Annotated in this window: 17 protein-coding genes and 2 tRNA genes; 17 read left to right on the forward strand and 2 right to left on the reverse strand. The window is 69.6% G+C overall.

What is annotated here, in order from left to right:
• Positions 1 to 259: 259 nt before the first annotated feature.
• The 3 genes from ACFC51_RS07700 to ACFC51_RS07710 all read left to right on the forward strand — a co-directional run bounded on the left by ACFC51_RS07700 (position 260) and on the right by ACFC51_RS07710 (position 5,576).
• Positions 260 to 1,759, forward strand: a complete 1,500-nt coding sequence (locus ACFC51_RS07700; RefSeq protein WP_376368603.1) for a D-ribitol-5-phosphate cytidylyltransferase — start codon at positions 260 to 262, stop codon at positions 1,757 to 1,759.
• 136 nt (positions 1,760 to 1,895) lie between these two features.
• Positions 1,896 to 4,091, forward strand: a complete 2,196-nt coding sequence (locus ACFC51_RS07705) for a hypothetical protein (RefSeq protein WP_376527505.1) — start codon at positions 1,896 to 1,898, stop codon at positions 4,089 to 4,091.
• 255 nt (positions 4,092 to 4,346) lie between these two features.
• Positions 4,347 to 5,576: a glycosyltransferase family 2 protein gene (locus ACFC51_RS07710; RefSeq protein ID WP_376527507.1), complete on the forward strand. Its 1,230-nt coding sequence runs from the start codon at positions 4,347 to 4,349 to the stop codon at positions 5,574 to 5,576.
• 36 nt (positions 5,577 to 5,612) lie between these two features.
• On the opposite strand, the gene ACFC51_RS07715 is transcribed toward ACFC51_RS07710, so the two are convergent.
• A complete protein-coding gene (locus ACFC51_RS07715; protein ID WP_376368600.1) occupies positions 5,613 to 7,037 on the reverse strand; it encodes a polysaccharide pyruvyl transferase family protein in 1,425 nt (474 codons plus the stop codon).
• Between the two features lie 306 nt (positions 7,038 to 7,343).
• Here ACFC51_RS07715 and proB point away from each other — a divergent pair, with 306 nt between their 5' ends.
• The 5 genes from proB (at position 7,344) to ACFC51_RS07740 (ending at position 12,942) form a co-directional block, all read left to right on the forward strand.
• Positions 7,344 to 8,462 carry a glutamate 5-kinase gene (gene proB / locus ACFC51_RS07720; RefSeq protein WP_376368599.1) on the forward strand — a complete coding sequence of 373 codons (1,119 nt, stop codon included), beginning with the start codon at positions 7,344 to 7,346 and terminating at the stop codon, positions 8,460 to 8,462.
• A 130-nt stretch (positions 8,463 to 8,592) separates the two neighbouring features.
• A complete protein-coding gene (locus ACFC51_RS07725; protein WP_376527510.1) occupies positions 8,593 to 9,078 on the forward strand; it encodes a hypothetical protein in 486 nt (161 codons plus the stop codon).
• A gap of 97 nt (positions 9,079 to 9,175) precedes the next feature.
• On the forward strand, positions 9,176 to 10,459 hold the full coding sequence (locus ACFC51_RS07730) for a glutamate-5-semialdehyde dehydrogenase (protein WP_376368597.1): 1,284 nt from the start codon (positions 9,176 to 9,178) through the stop codon (positions 10,457 to 10,459).
• A gap of 77 nt (positions 10,460 to 10,536) precedes the next feature.
• Positions 10,537 to 11,136, forward strand: a complete 600-nt coding sequence (locus ACFC51_RS07735; RefSeq protein ID WP_376368596.1) for a hypothetical protein — start codon at positions 10,537 to 10,539, stop codon at positions 11,134 to 11,136.
• 681 nt (positions 11,137 to 11,817) lie between these two features.
• Positions 11,818 to 12,942, forward strand: coding sequence for a hypothetical protein (locus ACFC51_RS07740; RefSeq protein WP_376368595.1), 1,125 nt, complete (start codon positions 11,818 to 11,820; stop codon positions 12,940 to 12,942).
• Here ACFC51_RS07740 and ACFC51_RS07745 read toward each other — a convergent pair.
• Positions 12,872 to 14,008, reverse strand: coding sequence for a M48 family metallopeptidase (locus ACFC51_RS07745; RefSeq protein ID WP_376368594.1), 1,137 nt, complete (start codon positions 14,006 to 14,008; stop codon positions 12,872 to 12,874). The genes ACFC51_RS07740 and ACFC51_RS07745 overlap by 71 nt on opposite strands.
• A 111-nt stretch (positions 14,009 to 14,119) precedes the next feature.
• Between ACFC51_RS07745 and ACFC51_RS07750 the strand changes: the two genes are divergently transcribed.
• The 9 genes from ACFC51_RS07750 (at position 14,120) to ACFC51_RS07790 (ending at position 19,182) form a co-directional block, all read left to right on the forward strand.
• Positions 14,120 to 14,272 (forward strand): hypothetical protein, encoded by a 153-nt coding sequence (locus tag ACFC51_RS07750; RefSeq protein ID WP_329228769.1) that lies wholly within the window; start codon positions 14,120 to 14,122, stop codon positions 14,270 to 14,272.
• 84 nt (positions 14,273 to 14,356) lie between these two features.
• Entirely contained in the window at positions 14,357 to 14,518 is a 162-nt protein-coding gene (locus ACFC51_RS07755; RefSeq protein ID WP_376368592.1) for a hypothetical protein, read from the forward strand.
• 38 nt (positions 14,519 to 14,556) lie between these two features.
• Complete coding sequence (gene nadD, locus ACFC51_RS07760) at positions 14,557 to 15,174, forward strand: nicotinate-nucleotide adenylyltransferase (protein WP_103514616.1); 618 nt, start codon at positions 14,557 to 14,559, stop codon at positions 15,172 to 15,174.
• Between the two features lie 19 nt (positions 15,175 to 15,193).
• Positions 15,194 to 16,945 carry an LCP family protein gene (locus tag ACFC51_RS07765; RefSeq protein ID WP_376527514.1) on the forward strand — a complete coding sequence of 584 codons (1,752 nt, stop codon included), beginning with the start codon at positions 15,194 to 15,196 and terminating at the stop codon, positions 16,943 to 16,945.
• Between the two features lie 60 nt (positions 16,946 to 17,005).
• Positions 17,006 to 17,437, forward strand: coding sequence for a ribosome silencing factor (gene rsfS, locus ACFC51_RS07770; RefSeq protein WP_376368590.1), 432 nt, complete (start codon positions 17,006 to 17,008; stop codon positions 17,435 to 17,437).
• Positions 17,434 to 18,087 carry a histidine phosphatase family protein gene (locus ACFC51_RS07775; RefSeq protein WP_376368610.1) on the forward strand — a complete coding sequence of 218 codons (654 nt, stop codon included), beginning with the start codon at positions 17,434 to 17,436 and terminating at the stop codon, positions 18,085 to 18,087. The genes rsfS and ACFC51_RS07775 overlap by 4 nt, the downstream gene beginning before the upstream one ends.
• 116 nt (positions 18,088 to 18,203) lie before the next feature.
• Positions 18,204 to 18,276, forward strand: a tRNA-Ala gene (locus ACFC51_RS07780).
• A gap of 443 nt (positions 18,277 to 18,719) precedes the next feature.
• Complete coding sequence (locus ACFC51_RS07785) at positions 18,720 to 18,953, forward strand: hypothetical protein (RefSeq protein ID WP_033305681.1); 234 nt, start codon at positions 18,720 to 18,722, stop codon at positions 18,951 to 18,953.
• Between the two features lie 156 nt (positions 18,954 to 19,109).
• Positions 19,110 to 19,182, forward strand: a tRNA-Ala gene (locus tag ACFC51_RS07790).
• Positions 19,183 to 19,204: the final 22 nt, after the last annotated feature.

Here is a 19,204-nt window from a genome sequence, read left to right on the forward strand (position 1 = left end):
CTCCGCCGAGCGGGGCGCCCGGATTCACCGAGAACTGCCAGGTGGCGGGCGTCGCGGTCACCTGCGATGTGGGGATTGCGTAAGACTCTGTGGAGTCCGTCACTCCGGGTGCAGGGGTCCGGGGGTGCAATCTGCCTGGCCAGGCGGTGAACTGCGGGTTTCCCCAGGGCGAGCGGCGGTGAACGTCCGCCTTGCGAGACGGTCACGGAGAGTGCGACCATCACACTGTTCCCCCCTGTCATCGCAAGGTAGGTCGTCTGTGTCTGTGCCGCATGAAGCCAAGCCCCGGACCACAGCGGTCGTGCTCGCCGGTGGGACCGGTCAGCGTGTGGGACTGTCGATCCCGAAGCAGCTGTTGAAGATCGCCGGTAAGGCAGTCATCGAGCACACGCTGACCATCTTCGAGAACGCCGAGGGCATCGACGATGTCATCGTGCTGATGGCGCCCGGCTTCGTGCCCGACGTCGAGAAGATCGTCGCCAAGGCCGGGCTGACCAAGGTCATCAAGATCATCGAGGGTGGCAGCACCCGGAACGAGACCACCGAGCGGGCGATCGAGGCTCTCGGTGAGGGACTTGCCGAGGGTGAGGACCGCAACGTCCTCTTCCACGACGCGGTCCGCCCCCTGCTGTCACAGCGTGTCATCAAGGACTGTGTCGACGCCCTCGACCGCTACCAGGCCGTCGACGTCGCCATCCCGTCCGCCGACACGATCATCGTGACCCGCACCCACGGCGAGGACGGCGAGTTCATCACCGACGTCCCGGACCGGTCCCGGCTCCGCCGTGGCCAGACGCCGCAGGCGTTCAAGCTGTCCACGATCCGCAAGGCGTACGAGGTCGCGGCCGGCGACCCGAACTTCCAGGCCACCGACGACTGCTCGGTCGTGCTGCGGTATCTCCCCGACGTGCCGATCTACGTGGTCGCGGGCGACGAGTACAACATGAAGGTGACCCAGCCGGTCGACGTCTTCATCACCGACAAGCTCTTCCAGCTGGCCTCCACCGCGGCCCCCCGCCAGGCCGACGAGGCCGCCTACCGCGAGCTGCTCTCCGGCAAGACCCTGGTGGTCTTCGGCGGTTCGTACGGCATCGGCGCCGACATCGGCACGCTGGCCGAGCAGTACGGCGCCACGGTGTACGCGCTCGGACGCTCCACCACCGGTACGCACGTGGAGAACCCGGAGCACATCGACGACGCGCTGTCGAAGGCCTACGCCGAGACCGGCCGCATCGACTACGTCATCAACACCGCGGGCGTGCTGCGCATCGGCAAGCTGGCCGAGACGGACACCGCGACGATCCAGGAAGCGCTGAACGTCAACTACCTGGCGCCGGTGCAGATCGCGCGTGCCTCGTACAAGTACCTGGCCGAGACCCAGGGCCAGTTGCTGCTGTACACCTCCAGCAGCTACACGCGGGGCCGCGCCGAGTACAGCCTCTACTCCTCCACCAAGGCCGCGATGGTGAACCTCACCCAGGCGCTGGCCGACGAGTGGGCGGGCGAGGGCGTCCGGGTGAACTGTGTGAACCCGGAGCGGACCGCGACCCCCATGCGGACCAAGGCGTTCGGCCAGGAGCCGGAGGGCTCGCTGCTCTCCTCCGAGGCCGTGGCGCGCACCTCGCTCGACGTCCTGCTGTCCGCGATGACGGGCCACGTCATCGACGTACGGCAGCAGGACCCGACCCGTGACGTCACCGAGGCGTCCGGATTCGAGCAGGCGCTGGCCTCGGTGCTGGACCGTCAAGAAGATGTGTAATAATTCTTGACAAATGTACTTTTGCGGGCCTCTGGAATCACTGACCGGTGATTCCGGAGGCCCGAGTGCGTGAAGCCGCACCTTCACATTTCCCTCTATACGTGAAACAACCGGCACCCCCTGGAGCAGGTTCTTCGTGATTTCGACAGCCATCCGCCTGGCCCGTGTGGGCAGTCGGTCAGAACTGGCGGCAGCAATACTGATGATGCTGGGTTACCCCTGCGTCATGATCGCCGCTCTTCTCCCCGATATCTGGTTCTTCGCGGCGGCCACGGCTGTCACGTACATCGCGGACTGGTACCTGCACCAGCGCGGTAGCTACCTGGTGAACCGACTGGGGAAGGTGCGGGCGGGGCTCCCCATCCGCTTCCTGCTCCGCCAGTTGATGATCATCCTGCTCCTGGCCCGGCTGGACCTCGCGGAGGAGCCGCTTTTCTACGCGGCCGTCGCGTGCTTCCTCGTCTTCTACGGCCTGCAGGCCCCGCACGGTGCGCTGACGACGCTGATCCGGCTGCGCCGCAGCCTGCCGATCGTCACCCGGAACGTGGACCTGCACGCGGTCCGTATCCCCGACGCCCCGCCGCGCGCGCTGCTGCACCGCGCCAGCGAGAAGATGCTCCACCTCGACCTTCCCGCGGTGGTGGGCGTGCTGGTCGCCGCCGGTACGGGCGAGGACTTCCTCGGCTACATCGGCGCCGGTGTGACGCTGCTGCTCGCCGTGGGCTATAACGCCCTGCTGATCCCGTATCTGCGGCGGAGCCGGCGGGCGCCGTCCGCCCCTGAGGTACTGAAGGCGCTGGACACGTGGCTGGGCGAGTACCAGCCGACCGTCGTGCTCTACTTCTCCGGCTCCAGCGAGTCCGCCTACCAGGGCAACATGTGGCTGGACACCATGGCGGCCGTCGAGGGACGTCCGCTGATCGTCATGCGTGAGCGCAACCTGGTGCCGCAGCTGGCGGACACGTCCGTGCCCGTGATCTGCGTACCGGCAGGCACCCACCTGATGAACCTGAATCTCTCCACGGTCCGCGTGTGTCTGTATCCGGCCAACGTCGGCAAGAACATCCACATGCTGCGCGTCCCGACCATGAAGCACGTCTTCATCGGCCACGGTGACAGCGACAAGCTGGCCAGCGTCAACCCGTACTCCAAGGTGTACGACGAGGTGTGGACGGCCGGCCGTGCAGGCCGTGACCGCTATGCGCTGGCCGACGTCGGTATCCGCGACGAGGACATCGTGGAGGTCGGGCGGCCGCAGCTGGCGCCGATCGAGAGCTGGACCGGCACCACGAAGAACCCTGTTCCGACCGTGCTGTACGCCCCCACCTGGGAGGGCTGGGACGACAACCCCGGCAACACGTCGCTGCTCCTGGCAGGCGAGAACATCGTCCGCCGGCTGCTCAAGGCGGACAGCCCCGTCCGGGTCATCTACAAGCCGCACCCCTTCACCGGCATCCGCAGCGCCAAGGCCAAGGCCGTCAACTCCCGGATCAAGGCCTTGGTGGCCAAGTCCGCGCAGGAGCGTGCCACCGACCCGCGCTGGGCCAAGGAGGCTTCGGCCGCCGCGGCCGGACACGCCGAGGCCAAGGCGGAGCTGGGCCGCATCGAGGCCCGTCTGGCGGCTCTCGCGAAGCCGGGCCGGGCCGGGGGCGACGAGTCGGAGGAATCCCGGGTCGCGCTCGCCGATCCGGCTCGCCAGGCGGAGATCGCCACGCTGCGGGCCGACTGGAACGATGCCTACTGGCGTTCCTTCGGCTGGTGGGAGCACAAGACGGTGACCGGCGCCCAGCCGAAGCTGTACGACTGCTTCAACCAGTCCGACGCCATGGTCTCGGACATCTCCAGCGTGGTGTCGGACTTCATCGCGAGCGGCAAGCCGTACGCGGTGACGGACTCGGCGCAGCTCGGCGTCGACGAGTTCAAGAGGCAGAACACCGCCGTACGGGCGGCTGTCATCCTCTCCAACGACGCCGCGGAGATCGACGGCCTGCTGTCCGCCGTCGCCGATCCTGCGGCGGACCCGCTGGCCGAAGCCCGTCAGGAACTGAAGACCTATCTGCTGGGCCCGGACGAGCCGACGTCCATGGAGCAGTTCGACGCTGCCGTCCAGGCACTCGCGGCCAAGGCCGAGGCGCGCAACCTGGGCGTGGCCCAGCGCGTGGGTGCGCAGCAGCCCGTCGCCCCGCTGCCGGATGCCGAGGCTGCGTCCAGCGGGGCGGGTGACGGCACGGCCGAGATCATCGCGGAGGTCGACGCTGCGGTCGACCCGGACGTACCCGGCGCGCCGGATGCCGATGCGGGCATCGGCGCCGGTCCGTCGACGATCCGCTGATCTCCGGTGTCCGTCCGGCGGCAGAGCGTGACCGGGCAGACTGGATGCGGAGCTGACGGTCAGATGTAATCCAGCCGTCTTCCAGTTGTTCGAAAGCCGTCCGATTCGCGACGCAACCCATGTGACGGCCCGTCCGTCTCCTTCTCAGGGAGGGGAAGGTACGGGCCGTTCGGCGTGTCCGTACACAGGGCGGGGCATGTGCCATCGTTCTATCGTTTCTCCTGATTGATACGTTTATGCATGAACCGGGGAGAAATGAGCAGCACCGCACCAGATGTGACCGTCGTCATCGGCGCCTACGAAGCGATGCCCTACCTGATCCGCTGTCTGGAGTCCGTCGAAGCGCAGACGCTTCCGGCCGACCGCATCGAGATCGTGGCCGTCGACGACGGGTCGACCGACGGCACGGGGGAGTACCTGGAGGAGTTCGCCGCCCGGACCGCGATCGAGATGCGTGTCGTCCGCCAGGAGAACTCCGGCGGCCCCAGCGGCCCCCGCAACGTCGGCCTCGGGCTCGCCCGTGGCCGGTACGTCTTCTTCCTCGACGCGGACGACTACTTCGGCGAAGAGGCCCTGGAGCGGATGGTCGCGATGGGCGACCGGGCAGGGACGGACGTCGTGCTCGGGAAGGTCGTCGGCGTCAACCGCGGTGCGGCGAAGTCGATGTGGAAGGAGACCCTTGAGCGGGCCGATCTGTACTCCTCCAACATCAAGTTCACCCTGAGCGCTCAGAAGCTCTTCCGCCGAGAGCTCCTGGAGCGACTCGGGATGAGGTTCGACGAGAAGCTCAAGACGGGTGAGGACGCCCTCTTCACCATGGAGGCGTATCTGCGGGGCAACGGCGTCTCCGTCGTGGCGGACTACACCTGCTACTACCTCGTGGGCCGGGACGACGGCAAACACGTGACGAAGAGCGGGAGCTACCTGCTGCGCTTCGACTCCGCCCGGGCTCTGACGGGGCTGATCGCAGAGCACGTCCCGCCGGGGCCCCGACGGGACATCCTGATGGTCCGGCCGTTCGTCATCACCCTGCTCCCGCAGTTCGGGCCTGCCCTGCTGCGGCAGTCCGACGAGGTGCGGCAGAAGAAGATGGAGCTGGCGGCGCCGCTGCTGGAGGCCTACTGGTCACCCGGGCTGGCCCGCCGCCTCAAGGTCCATGAGCGGCTCAGACTGCTCTGCGTCGCAAAGGGCAGGACCGACCTGCTCCTCGACATCCTGCAGTTCATGAACGACAAGCGTGAGCCCCGAGTGGTCCGCAAGGGTCTCCGGGGCCGGGTCCATCTGGTCTACCCCCACTTCGGAGAGGGCAGGGGGCTGCCTTTGTCGGCGTACGAGCTGACCGTTCCCGAGTGGATCGGGCGGAAGCGGATCGATGTGCCGGGCCCTCAGTCCACTGCCGCTTTCATACGTCGCCTGGCGGGCAAGATGCGCAGGACGGCCCGGGCGGCCGCCCTGCACCGGCCGCGGCGTGCCCACAAGGTCTGACCCGGGGCACGCGCGGCGCGTCAGTGGATCTGTTTCCTACTGCTCCGGGCGCAGCAGCCTCCGGACGGGCCGCCCCACCACGCGCCGGGCGCGCCTGTAGGCGGACGGCCACGCGGTCGTGCCGTCGCCCGCCTGGACCTTGATGCTGACCGGTCCGGACTTCTTCTCGAGCTGGCGGAGCAGTTGGGTGTTCTGCGCGGTCAGTTCCTCCATCCGGCTCTTCATGAAGCTGAACCGGCTGCTCATCTCGTCGGGGTCGGTCCCGGTCCACGGGCGGACGGCGGCCGGCAGGGCGCGCTTGGAGAGCAGTGCGTCGAACGCCTTGCCGCTGTCGCCGTGGTGGAACGTGTTCTCCAGACCGTTCCTCTCCATGAAGCCGGTGAAGCGGAGGAACCTCTCCTTGTGGCCGTTGACCAGGTCGCCGAAGTCGGCCGCCTCGTAGAGCTCGGCGGGGTCGATGTTCTTCGGCGTCTCGGAGATCTTGCGGTGCGGGATGCCGAAGTAACGGCAGAGCTCCAGCGTCCGCGAGTCGCTGCAGAGCACGGTGCTCGGGACTCCGGCCAGCAGCGCGGCGATGTTGCCGTGGATGCGGGAGCCGAACGAGAAGTCGAACGCGCGTAGCTCCTCGATCCAAGTGGCCGGATCGATGTAGAGCCGGACCTTGCCCTCGCGGTACATCGGGTGGGACGGATGGGTCGGCATCGAGGTCTGGGCGCCGATCGGGTTCGACGTCTCCCGCCAGTGGAGCAGCTCGGCCTCGAGGAGGTTCTGCCCGACGAACCGGAGATGCGGATAGCGCTCGTGGGCCTGCCGGATCACCGCGTCGAGGCCGTGGGAGCGCACGGCGCTGTGCGAGCCGTTCACCGAGATACGGGATTCCGCGGTGAGCGACTCGGACGTCTTCTCGATGGTGAACGTCTCACCGTTCATGAACATGGAGGGGCAGCCGATGACCTCGACGTCCCGGAAGCCCATGTTCTTCAGGTACTGCTCGGTGAACTCTCCCCGCACGCCGATCGACGCGCTGCGGTTGAGTACCTCGGTGACGAATTCCCGGACCGTCGGCTCCATCGGCTTCAGGCGGGCCGCGTCGTACGCGAGGTCGGCCTGCGCGCCGACACCCAGGACGACGACGGGAATGCGCAGCTTCTTGATCAGCTGCGTCATCCGCTTCAGGGGCCGCTCGAAGGTCGGACGGAACGCGTTCGCCAGCGGGACGACGAATGCGTCGAACTCCTCGTTTATGCGCTCGGCCGCCGACGGATCCGTGCGGATGCCGTTCGAGACGACCTCAGCCTGCGGAGTCGTCAGGATCTTGTGCGCCGCGTCGCTGAAGATCAGGTTGCCCGCGTTGGTCGCGAAGACATCTCTGTGGAGGGACTGTTCGAGCGAAGCCACATCAAAGGGGCTCTTGCCTGATCTGAGAAGAATGCGCTTCTGGCGGGTCGGTTCATCTGTCACATAAAAGAGGGTAGCCCGATGAACGGCTTGTGGAGATTACGTAAATGACTCCATTCGGGCGCATGTCGGTCAGCCGCTCACCGTGATCCTTCCGCGCGGCCGGCACGGCCCGGACCGGCTCGTGACAGCACCTGAGACGGCCCGGTGCCCGCATGCTCCCTCGCGTAGATTGAGAGGACCGAGCAGAACGACGTGATGTGGGGACGGGCGTACGTGTCAGGGGCAAGGGCATCTCAAGGCGCGGCAGGCGAATCCGAAGGTGTGCTCCGTACGCCTTCCGGCGGCGGAGCGGAGCGTAGGCCGGGTGTGACCGAAGCCCGCAGGATCGTCGTCAAGGTCGGCTCCTCCTCCCTCACCACCGCCTCGGGAGGGCTCGACGCCGACCGGGTGGACGCCCTGGTCGACGCCCTCGCCAAGGTCAGGAGCGGCGGGGAGCGCGAGATAGTCCTCGTCTCCAGCGGTGCCATCGCGGCCGGCCTCGCTCCCCTCGGCCTGGTCCGCAGGCCGAAGGACCTGGCCCGTCAGCAGGCGGCCGCCAGCGTCGGCCAGGGACTGCTCGTCGCGCGCTACACCGCCTCGTTCGCGCGGTACGGCGTACGGGTGGGGCAGGTGCTCCTCACCTCCGACGACACCAGCAGGCGCGCCCACTACCGCAACGCCTACAGCACGCTCGACCAGCTGCTCGAGATGGGCGCGTTCCCTGTGGTCAACGAGAACGACACCGTCGCCACCGACGAGATCCGCTTCGGCGACAACGACCGGCTCGCCGCGCTCGTCGCCCATCTGGTCCACGCCGACCTCCTGGTACTCCTGTCCGACGTCGACGGCCTCTACGACGGTGACCCGAGCACACCGGGCACCACGCGCATCGCGGAGGTGAGCGGGCCGGCCGACCTCGAAGGCGTCACCATCGGCAGCGCGGGGAAGGCCGGCGTCGGCACCGGCGGCATGGTCACGAAGGTCGAGGCGGCCCGGATCGCCACCGCCGCGGGGATCCCGGTCGTCCTGACCTCGGCGAGCCACGTCGCCGACGCCCTCGCCGGGCGGGACACCGGTACGTACTTCCACATGACGGGGCGCCGCTCCGCGGACCGCCTCCTCTGGCTGGCCCACGCCTCCACCCCGCAGGGCGCGCTCACGCTCGACGACGGAGCCGTACGTGCCGTCGTCGAGCGCCGCACCTCCCTGCTGCCCGCCGGGATCTCCGCGGTCGAGGGGGAGTTCTCCGCGGGGGACCCGGTCGAGCTGCGGGACACCGCCGGCCGGGCCGTCGCCCGGGGGCTCGTCAACTTCGACTCCAAGGAGATCCCCCAGCTCCTCGGCCGGTCCACCCGCGACCTCGCGCGCGAGCTGGGCCCCGCCTACGAGCGGGAAGTCGTACACAGGGACGATCTCGTCGTCCTCACGCCCCGTACGGCCCCCTGAAACGGCTGAAAGTCCAGCCTTCGGGCGGAGACCTTCACGAAAACCGCCCCACACCGGGCCCCGGGCTGGTCAACTTTGTCCCGGGGACACAGAGGGGTCAGCACAGCTACGCATTCACAGGAGGCCGCCGGTGAGACGAGCGCGCCCGGGGGCACTGCCCCGCGGAACGGGCAGCCGCGCCCTGACCAGTGTCGGAGCGGGGGCCGACTACGTCGGTACACCCACCGACCAGACCCTCGAGCAGGAACCGGTGGTGACGGACGAGGAACGGATCCGCTCCAAGCTGTGGCACATCACCCTCAGCGTCTCCGGCAGCGAGACACCGCTGAAGGAGGTCAGGCGCGGGCTGGAGCAGCTGGCGCACGACCATCCGTTCCTGCTGACCAGCCGGTACGCGAACGACCACGCGGAGATCCGCTACTGGGAAGAGGCCCGGGACCTCCACGACGCCGCGGCGGTGGCGCTGCGGCTGTGGGGCGAGCACCGCTCCAGCGCGAAGCTCCCGCCCTGGGAGATCGTCGGTCTCGAGGTCATCGACCGGGAGACCTACCACCTGCGCATCGCCGAGGGCTACGGTCCGCCACCGGCGGCCCCGGTCGGGGTGCACCCGTACTGACCGGGTGCGCCGGGCCGGGTGCACGGGCGCCGATACGCCTGTCTCGCATCACGGGATACGTGACGGATGCCCGCAGTGGGCGCACTACCCTGCGGGCATGACCACGCTTTCGCCGTACGACAACATGTCCCCGGTCGCCCAGGCCGCCTACCGGGCACGCGCCGCTGCCGACGACATCGCGCCACTCCCGCGCGCGGCGAAGGACGACGCCCTGCTGGCGATCGCGGATGCCCTCGAAGTACGCACCAGCGAGATCGTCGAGGCCAACGCCGAGGACGTCGCGAAGGCCAGGGAGGCGGGGACGAGCGAGTCCGTCGTCGACCGGCTCACGCTCACCCCGGAACGGATCCGCGCGATCGCCGCGGACACCCGGGACGTGGCAGCGCTCCCCGACCCCGTGGGCGAAGTGGTCCGCGGCTCCACCCTCCCCAACGGCATCGACCTGCGGCAGGTGCGGGTGCCGCTCGGCGTGGTCGGCATCATCTACGAGGCACGGCCCAACGTGACGGTCGACGCCGCCGCGCTCTGCCTGAAGTCGGGCAACGCGGTCCTGCTGCGCGGATCCTCCTCGGCCTACGCCTCGAACACCGCACTCGTGAGGGTCCTCCGGGACGCCGTCGGCGGTTCCGGCCTCCCGGCGGACGCGGTGCAGCTCGTCCCCGGGGAGAACCGCGACTCCGTGCGCGAACTCATGCGGGCCCGCGGCCTCGTCGACGTGCTGATCCCCCGCGGCGGGGCCTCCCTGATCCGTACGGTCGTGGAGGAGTCGACGGTCCCCGTCATCGAGACCGGCACGGGCAACTGCCACGTATACGTCGACGCGCAGACCGACCTCGGCATGGCCGTCGAGATCCTGGTCAACTCCAAGGCCCAGCGTCCCAGCGTCTGCAACGCCGCCGAGACCCTCCTGGTCCACAAGGACATCGCCGCGGACTTCCTGCCCGCGGCCCTGGACGCGCTGGCCGAGGCCGGGGTGACGGTGCACGGCGACGAGCGGGTGCTCGCCCACGCCGAGGGGTCCAAGGCCACCGTGGTGGCGGCGACCGCGGAGGACTGGGAGACCGAGTACCTCTCGTACGACATCGCGGCGGCGGTCGTGGACTCGCTGGAGGCCGCCGTGGCGCACATCCGCCTCTGGTCCTCCGGCCACACCGAGGCGATCGTCACCACCTCGCAGGCCGCAGCCCGGCGGTTCACCCAGTTGGTGGATTCCACGACGGTCGCCGTGAACGCGTCCACGCGCTTCACGGACGGCGGCCAGTTCGGGTTCGGTGCCGAGATCGGCATCTCCACGCAGAAGCTGCACGCCCGCGGGCCGATGGGGCTGCCGGAGCTGACGTCCACCAAGTACATCGTCACCGGGGACGGCCACATCCGTTAGGGCGGGGCCCCGGCGGGGCGGGGGGCGAGTTCACGGACTCTCTGCCCAAATCGCCCTGCCGGGGCTACGCTGAGGCTGTGCCGGACGACGTGGGGGGCAAGCCGTTCCCGGACGGCTGGGAGCCCGACGACGACCGCGGGGGCGCGGACGAGGACTTCGCCTCCGTGGTGTTCGACGAGGACTTCGTCAGGTCCGCCGAGATCCACGAACCCACCGCCGTCGAGCGTCTGCTGGCCGCCGCGCAGGCCCGGGCCGAGGCGGAGGCGAGCCGGGCCCGCTCGGGCGCCGGCTCCCTGGACGACGACCTCTACGACGACGGCTACGGGCCGGACGGCTTGTACGGCCGCGAGAGGGCCTTCGGGGACCCGTTCGACCCCGATGACCCCTACGGCATCCACGAGGACGACAACGGCCCGTACGGGCGTCATGGCGGCTCCCTGCGTCCGTACCGAGGCGCTGCCCGCTGGCACCGGCCCGTCGCCTGGCTGCTCGCGCTGCTGATGGGCATCGGAATGGTGGCGCTGGCCTTCAGCGCCGTGTACCGCGGTGCGGGGAGCGACCAGGAGGGTCAGGTACCGCCGCCGGTGACGAGCGGTGTCGACCTGCCGGGCACCGCGCCCTCTGCCTCGGCCGACGACTCGCGCCCCGCGGTCTCCGCCGTTCCCCGCACGCCCTGAGCCTCGCAGCGGCGGGTGCCGGCCTCCTTGTGGCCTCCTGCGGCGCGACGGACGAGAGGGCGCCGGGCCGGCCGGGCGCCGCCCTGACCCCTCCTGCTGCCGTGCTCTTTGCACGGTGCCTGGCCCCCGCTGTGGCGACCTCTGCGTGCCGCCGCACCCCCTGCTGCCGTGCTCTTTGCGCGTCGCCTGGCCCCCGCTGTGGTGACCTCTGTGTGTCGCCCCGCCCCTGCTGCCGTGCCCCCTTCTGCCGTGACACCGCCGGTGCGACGGCGCGGCTGCTCCGGGCCCGCCCGAGCGCCCGTCCGCCTGCCGCCGTCCCCAGCCCGGCAGCCCCGCGGGGCAGGGGTTCCGCGACGTGAGGGCTCGGTCCGCGGTGTCCCCGGCCGCGCGGTGTTCCGGTCCGTCCGCCGGAAGCGGCCCCGGTGCGGCCGCGTGCCCCGCGAACGCCTCTCCCGGCCGCGCTCCACCTGCGCTCCCACCTGCGGGGCGTTTACCGTGATGACGATCGACCCACTCTGAAGGTATGACCCTGTGACTCCTCCTCCCGTCCCCGTCCCCGGGGGGAGGGCAAGCCACTTGTCCCTGTGTCGAACCCGTGACGGACAGGTCCGCACGACGCCCAGCGGCTGACGCGGATCCCAGTGCCACCCGCCGCCGGTGGCGCGGAGATCGGGAGAAGTCATGACAGGCCGCGGAGAACCGCCGGAAGGGCCGCCCGAGAACCCCCAGGGCGGGGAGGACGAGTACCGCTCACTCGTCTTCGACGAATCGTTCGTGCGCGCTGCCCGGCTGCAGGAGTTCTCGGCCCAGGAGCGCATGGGCGAGCACGCGCGCGCCGTACGCTCCCTCCCGGGCCGAGGCGCCGGCCGACGCCGCTCCCGGGCAGGTATCGCCCTCGCCATGCTGATCGTGCTGGCCTTCGCCGCGGCCGTCTACATAGGCTTCCGCAACCCCTACCCGACCCCTGTCGGCAGGCGTGCCGAACCGCTCCAGAGCACGGTGATCCCCCTCGCCCCCCAGGGCCCCGTACCGGGAGGGACCGCGGTGTCGCTCCTCGCCGACGGTCCGGCCGCGGGACACCGCAGCGGCGCCTCCGGCATCAACCTGCCGCCGGGCCGGCGGACGAAGAACTTCTCCGACAGCCAGGTGACCATGGCCCTGACGACGGTCAAGGACTACCTGGTGAACTCCTCCCTCGACCCCGACGTGCTCACCGGCGGGATCGTCCGGCCGGTGGGGAGACTGCTCGATCCGGACCAGACGCCGCAGTTCGACCGGAGCGTGGAGTCCCCGGCCGGCAGCGGCGAGGAGAGCGCCACCGGCTGGCTGGTGCGCTTCGACCCGGCCGCGGTGGAACTGGCCGCTCCCGACATCCGGGTACAGGGCACCCTCACGTACGCGGAGGCGGGGGCGGACACCCTGGAGGTGGTGTCCGACCACACCTTCACCTACGCCCTGCGCCCCGCGGTGTCAGGACCCCACCGGGCGGACGACGCCTCGCTGTTCACCGTGCGGCGGGTCCTGCACTTCCTGCTCGACCGCGAGGACATCCGGCTGCACCGCCTGGAGGTCCGCAGCGCCTACGTCCAGGCCGGCCCGCAGTCCTGCTCGACCGGGGCGACGGGGGTCCTGAGGCCGCTGCTCGCAGGGGAGCGGGCGGCCACCCGGGGGCCGTCGGGCACCGATCCGTACGCCACGGGCGTACCCACGGCCGCGCTCTGCGGAACGCTGGCCGTCAGCTCCCCGAACCCGGGCTCTCCTCCCCGGGGTCCGGACGCCGCCAGGTCCCCTCGGAGCCGTCCGTAGCGTCCGAGGGCGATGCGCCGCCCTTGGCCGCACCACCCCCGCCGGCCGCCCCGGTGAACCTGTCGCGGAGCTTGCCGCCGAGGTCACCCGCACCGCCCGCGATGTCACCGACGAGCTTCATCAGCGGATCCTTGCTGGTGCGGACCGTGTCGGCGTAGTGGGCCGCGGACTCACGGAAGGAGTCCGTCACCGACGTGTCCTTGTCCTCGTCGCGCTTGGGGTAGTGGCCGTCCATGATGCGCTGGTAGTCCCGGGTCTCCGACCACTTCTTCAGCTCAGCGGCTCGGACCGTCGTGAACGGGTGCGAGCGGGGCAGCACGTTGAGGATCTTGAGAACGGAGTCGCGGAGGTCGCCGCCCTTCTCGTACTCCTCGGCCTGGGCCAGGAAGGCGTCCACGTTCATCTCGTGGAGGTGGTTGCCCCCGGCGATCTTCATCAGTCCGCGCATCGAGGCCTGCAGGTCCTGTCCCACCAGGAGCCCGGCCCGGTCGGCCGACAGCTCCGACTTGCGGAACCACTCGCGCAGCGCCGTCACGATCGCCATGATCGCGACGTTGCCGAGCGGGATCCACGCCACCTTGAGCGCGAGGTTGGTGAGGAAGAGCAATATCGTGCGGTACACCGCGTGGCCGGAGAGCGCGTGGCCCACCTCGTGGCCCACGACGGCCCGCATCTCCTCCTCGTCGAGCAGCTCCACCAGCCCGGTCGTCACCACGATGATCGGCTCGTCGAGGCCGATGCACATGGCGTTGGGGCGCGGGTCCTGGCTCACGTACATCGGCGGGACCTTCTCCAGGTCCAGGATGTAACAGGCATCCCGCAGCATGTCGTTGAGATGGGCGAACTGGGCGTCGCTCACCCGGACGGAGTCCGAGAGGAAGAGCAGCCGCAGGCTGCGCTCGGGCAGCAGGCCGCTCAGCGCCTTGAACACCGTGTCGAAACCGCTCAGCTTGCGCAGCGCCACCAGGGCCGAGCGGTCCGCGGGGTGTTCGTAGGCGCGGGAGGAGATACCCGGAAATCGCTTGCGGTGCCTGCTCGGCACGCTCTCGTGACTGGCGTCGGTCATGGATGGCCCCCTGTTCGTACGAGACGTCGCTCGTCCCCCTGGCAAAAGCCAGCGTATGTGCTGGCGCTACGGTGTGCGGGGGGCTGTGGATAACTTTGAGGAGCGCCCGGAATGCCGCATACCGCCGTCATGCTCGCCGCCGTGTCCGAGGACCAGGGGCCGGGCGACACACTTCGCATCGTGCTGCTCGTCTCGCTCGTCGGAGCCGCACTGCTCGCCTGGTTCCTGCTTCGTGGATACCGCAACGACGACAACAACGACTGAGTCGGCGTGAGCGTGCCCACGACGCCCGCATACGATGTGCGCGACGTCTCCCTCCTGATTCCCGATGGATAGGTCCTGCAGAAGATGAGCCTCTCGAGCACCGCGCACCAGCTGGTCACCCTCGCCGCCGAAGGCGAGCAGGGTGGGAACCACGAAAGCCTCAGCCCGTACCTCACCGGTGGTGGCGCGTTCGTCGCGCTGCTGCTCCTGCTGTGGATCACCACCCGCTTCAACCGAGACCGCTGAAGCAGAGACGAACGGTTGTGCCAGTAGGGTCTGCACGCATGGGAGAGCAGGAAGTGCCTACCGGCCGCGCCAAGCGCCGACTCGGCGTGATGGGCGGGACCTTCGACCCGATCCATCACGGACACCTGGTGGCGGCCAGTGAAGTGGCCGCCCACTTCCACCTCGACGAGGTCGTCTTCGTCCCGACCGGGCAGCCGTGGCAGAAGAGTCACAAGCAGGTGTCCCCGGCCGAGGACCGCTATCTGATGACGGTCATCGCCACCGCGTCCAACCCGCAGTTCTCGGTGAGCCGCAGCGACATCGACCGTGGCGGTCCGACCTACACGATCGATACGCTGCGGGACCTGCGCACGGCCCACGGCGACGCGGACCTCTTCTTCATCACCGGCGCCGACGCCCTGTCCCAGATCCTGACCTGGCGGGACGCCGAGGAGCTGTTCTCGCTCTCCCACTTCATCGGTGTGACCCGGCCGGGTCATGTACTGACGGACGACGGGCTGCCCGAGGGCGGCGTCTCGCTCGTGGAGGTGCCCGCGCTGGCCATCTCGTCCACGGACTGCCGTGCCCGGGTCGCGCAGGGGGAGCCGGTCTGGTACCTGGTGCCGGACGGCGTCGTCCGCTACATCGACAAGCGCCAGCTGTACCGCGGCGAATGAGCCACGCAGAGGGGCACCTGTGAACGACCGACAGAACCCGTACGACCCGTACCAGCAGCAGCCGCAGATCATCGGCTACGACGAGTACGGGCAGCCGGTCTATCAGCAGCAGGGGCAGCAGCAGTACGACCCGTACGCCCAGCAGCAGACCCAGCAGACCCAGCAGCAGTCCCAGCAGGACGGGCAAACGCAGCAGGGCTACGGCTACGACCCGTACGCCGGCACGCAGCAGCAGTACGACCCGTACACCGCCCAGCACACCCAGCAGCAGGCGCAGCAGGGGTACGGGTACGACGAGGGCTACGGCACGTACGGCACCTACGGGACGTACGGCCAGGACACCGGCGCCGCGCCCACCGTGGACGACTCCCAGCAGCAGCAGTGGAACGCACCCCAGGCCCCTGCCGCGCCGGCGGCCGCACCGCCGCCACCGGTTCCGGAACCGCGGCGCGAGCCCGAGCCGGCCGCCGACACCGCGGTCCCCGGTCCGCGCCGTGCCGACCGCGACTACCGGACCGAGCAGTTCTCCTTCATCGAGGAGCCCGACGAGGACTCCGAAGACGTCATCGACTGGCTGAAGTTCACCGAGAGCCGCAGCGAGCGGCGCGAGGAGGCACGCCGGCGCGGACGCAACCGGATGGTCGCGCTGATAGTCGTCGTGGCCCTCGTGATCGTCGGCGGAGCGGGCTACCTCTGGTTCGCCGGGAAGATCCCGGGAGTCTCGGGGCAGGACGAGCAGGGCGCCACGGCGACCGGACCGCAGAAGCGCGACGTCATCGTGGTCCACCTGCACAACACCAAGAAGGGCGGCACCTCCACGGCGCTGCTCGTCGACAACGTCACCACCGGACAGGGCACCACCGTCCTGCTCCCCAACTCGCTGGCCGTGGCCGCGGACGACGGCTCCACCACCACGCTCGGCAAGTCCGTCGACGACGACGGCTCCACCGGTACGCGTGAGTCGATCGACACCCTGCTCGGCACCAGCATCAGCGGTACGTGGCGGCTGGACACCCCGTACCTCGAGAACCTCGTCGAGCTCGTGGGCAACATCGAGGTGGACACCGACACGGACGTGCCCGACACGAAGAAGGGTGCCGCACCGCTCGTGCGCAAGGGAGAGGGGCAGACGCTGAGCGGCCAGATGGCCGTCGCGTACGCCACCTACCAGGGCGAGGGCGAACCGGAGGCCAAGCAGCTGATGCGGTTCGGACAGGTGATGCGCAGCGTGCTGCGCAAGCTGTCGGAGGACCCCAAGGCCGCGACCGTCACCATCGAGACCCTCGCGCAGATCCTCGACCCGTCCCTGCCGGAGCAGGATCTCGGCGCGTCCCTGGCGAAGCTCGCCGGACACGCCAAGGTGGGGGCCTACAAGACGGAGCTGCTCCCGGTGCAGAGCGACGGGACCCTCACCGAGCAGGCCACCGCGGACGTCGTCAAGGACGTCCTCGGCGGCAAGGTGAAGGCGCCGGACCAGGGTGCGGCCGTGCGCGTCGGCATCAAGAACGCCACGGGGAACACGAAGGGGACGGAGGCCGCCAGGGTCCAGCTCGTCAACGGTGGCTACGCCTTCGTCGACGGCGGCAAGGCGGAGGCCGCGGCCTCGTCCCAGGTGGTCTACGGCGCCGCGGAGGACAAGGCGAAGGCGGTCGAGGTCGCCAAGACCCTCGGCCTTCCCGAGAGCGCGGTGAAGAAGGGCGAGCCGGCCGCGAACGCCGACGTGTCCGTGGCCCTCGGACAGGACTACAAGATCCCCGAGCAGACGTCGTGAGGGCTGTCGGCGGTCCGTGAGACCCTAGAGGTCGATCTGACCGCCGACGAAAGCCTGCATGTGACCGCCACGGACCGCTCCATCGAGCTCATCAACGCCGCCGCCCAGGCGGCGGCCGACCGGCTCGCGCACGACATCATCGCCTACGACGTCAGCGATGTGCTGTCGATCACCGACGCCTTCCTGCTGGCCTCGGCTCCCAACGACCGCCAGGTCAAGTCGATCGTCGACGAGATCGAGGAGCGGCTCCAGAAGGAGCTCGGCGCCAAGCCGGTGCGCCGCGAGGGCGACCGCGACGCCCGCTGGATCCTCCTCGACTACGTCGACATCGTCATCCACGTCCAGCACAGCGAGGAGCGCGTGTTCTACGCGCTCGAGCGGCTGTGGAAGGACTGCCCCGAGATCGCCCTCCCCGAGGACGCCCTCAAGACCCGCGGCAAGGCCGAGGAGCACGCCCAGCTCAACGGCGGCACGGAAGGTGAACAGAGCTGAACGGCAGCAGCAGCGGCAGGGGCCGCAAGATCGTCCTCTGGCGTCACGGTCAGACTGCGTGGAACCTCGAGCGTCGCTTCCAGGGTTCCACCGACATCGAGCTGACCGGAACCGGCGTCGAACAGGCACGTCGTGCCGCCCGGCTGCTCGCCTCGCTGCAGCCGGACGCGATCGTGGCGTCCGACCTGCGGCGGGCGGCGGCCACCGCGGCCGAGCTCGCGTCGGTGACCGGTCTCGACGTCGCACACGACTCCGCGCTGCGCGAGACGTACGCAGGTGCCTGGCAGGGCCTCACCCACGAGGAGATCGTCGGGCAGTACGGAGAGCAGTACGCCGCGTGGAAGCGCGGTGAGCCCGTCCGCAGGGGCGGTGGCGAGCTGGAGACCGAGGTCGCCGACCGGGCCGCCCCGGTCGTGCTGGAACACGCCGGCAAGCTGCCCGACGCGGGCACGCTCGTCGTCGTGAGCCACGGCGGCACCATCCGGACGACCATCGGCCGTCTGCTCGGCCTCGAGGCCCACCACTGGGAGGGGCTCGGCGGGCTCTCCAACTGCTGCTGGTCCGTGCTGGGCGAAGGCGCGCGGGGCTGGCGCCTGCTCGAACACAACGCGGGGACGCTCCCCGAACCGGTGCTCGGGGACGACGATTGACGGAGGCCCGGAGATCGTCTCCGGGCGGCCGGGGCCGGATTTCACTTTCCGGCTGGTCGCAGGCTAAAGTTCTTCTTGTTCGCAGCGCGGAAACGCAGGGAAACACAGCGGACAGCGGGGCTATAGCTCAGTTGGTAGAGCGCCTGCATGGCATGCAGGAGGTCAGGAGTTCAATTCTCCTTAGCTCCACAGTTCACGATCCCGTCCCCGGCAGGGGGCGGGATCTTTTTTTGCCGACTCCGCGGATCCGGAGCCCTGGCCGGTGCCGGCAGTGCCTCAACTGCCTTGGCCCGCCTGGGACAAGGGCCGGCGGGGTGCTCAGGGGCGTTGTCGCAGGTACACCGGGCGGGTCCCATGCCCTTCGTTCCGGACAAAGGCGGGCGGCGGGGCCGTCGTCGGGCTGACCCTCTTGCGGCTCCATGGCAGAATCGGAGCGCCGGAGGGGGCGACGGACCGATCGGGAGGGAGCGCGATGCGTGCGAGCCGCGTACGGGCCCCGGGCCCGCCCCTTGTCCCCGCCGTGCCCCACTGCTCCGTCGGCGTCCACGTCCCCTTCGCGCCCCAGGTCGTCGGCACCTCGCGAGCGAGCTCCTTCGCGTGCACGGCCTGCGGCCGCCCTCGGAGCTGACCGGATGGGTGCACACAGGCGGAAGTGCGACTGGTGCGGCAGCGGTACGCCCATCGTCCGGGACATGGACCCTGTCAACGCGGAGTTCCAGTACTGGTGCGAGGAGTGCGCGCGGGCGCTGATCATAAAAGGCGACCCCATCGAGACGTACCGGGAGCTCGAAGGGGAGCCCATCTACGGCCGGCTCCTGGAGGAGCACTGCACCCTCAAGCGGTTCTACTCCTTCGCCACGGCCTGAGCGGCGTCCCGGAGCGGCCGTGCGTGACCCGGGCAACCGCTGGTCAGGGCGTCGCCGACCGGTCATTCCGGGCGCGGACGGAAACGATTTTTGATGGGCAGGGGGGACCGTGTAATGTTCTCGATGTCGCCAGGGAAACCGGGCGGCGATCAGCACGGGGCTATAGCTCAGTTGGTAGAGCGCCTGCATGGCATGCAGGAGGTCAGGAGTTCAATTCTCCTTAGCTCCACAGTGAAGAAGCGGCTCATCCG

Origin of the sequence: Streptomyces sp. NPDC055962 (assembly GCF_042270185.1) — a bacterium.
GTDB lineage: Bacteria > Actinomycetota > Actinomycetes > Streptomycetales > Streptomycetaceae > Streptomyces.

Excerpts from the sequence above, each read along its gene's own strand:
- ACFC51_RS07710 (WP_376527507.1), top strand. The coding sequence starts at position 4,347 with ATGAGCAGCACCGCACCAGATGTGACCGTCGTCATCGGCGCCTACGAA.
- ACFC51_RS07730 (WP_376368597.1), top strand. The coding sequence starts at position 9,176 with ATGACCACGCTTTCGCCGTACGACAACATGTCCCCGGTCGCCCAGGCC.
- ACFC51_RS07740 (WP_376368595.1), top strand. The coding sequence starts at position 11,818 with ATGACAGGCCGCGGAGAACCGCCGGAAGGGCCGCCCGAGAACCCCCAG.
- ACFC51_RS07745 (WP_376368594.1), bottom strand. The coding sequence starts at position 14,008 with ATGACCGACGCCAGTCACGAGAGCGTGCCGAGCAGGCACCGCAAGCGA.
- ACFC51_RS07750 (WP_329228769.1), top strand. The coding sequence starts at position 14,120 with ATGCCGCATACCGCCGTCATGCTCGCCGCCGTGTCCGAGGACCAGGGG.
- ACFC51_RS07755 (WP_376368592.1), top strand. The coding sequence starts at position 14,357 with ATGAGCCTCTCGAGCACCGCGCACCAGCTGGTCACCCTCGCCGCCGAA.
- nadD (WP_103514616.1), top strand. The coding sequence starts at position 14,557 with ATGGGAGAGCAGGAAGTGCCTACCGGCCGCGCCAAGCGCCGACTCGGC.
- ACFC51_RS07785 (WP_033305681.1), top strand. The coding sequence starts at position 18,720 with ATGGGTGCACACAGGCGGAAGTGCGACTGGTGCGGCAGCGGTACGCCC.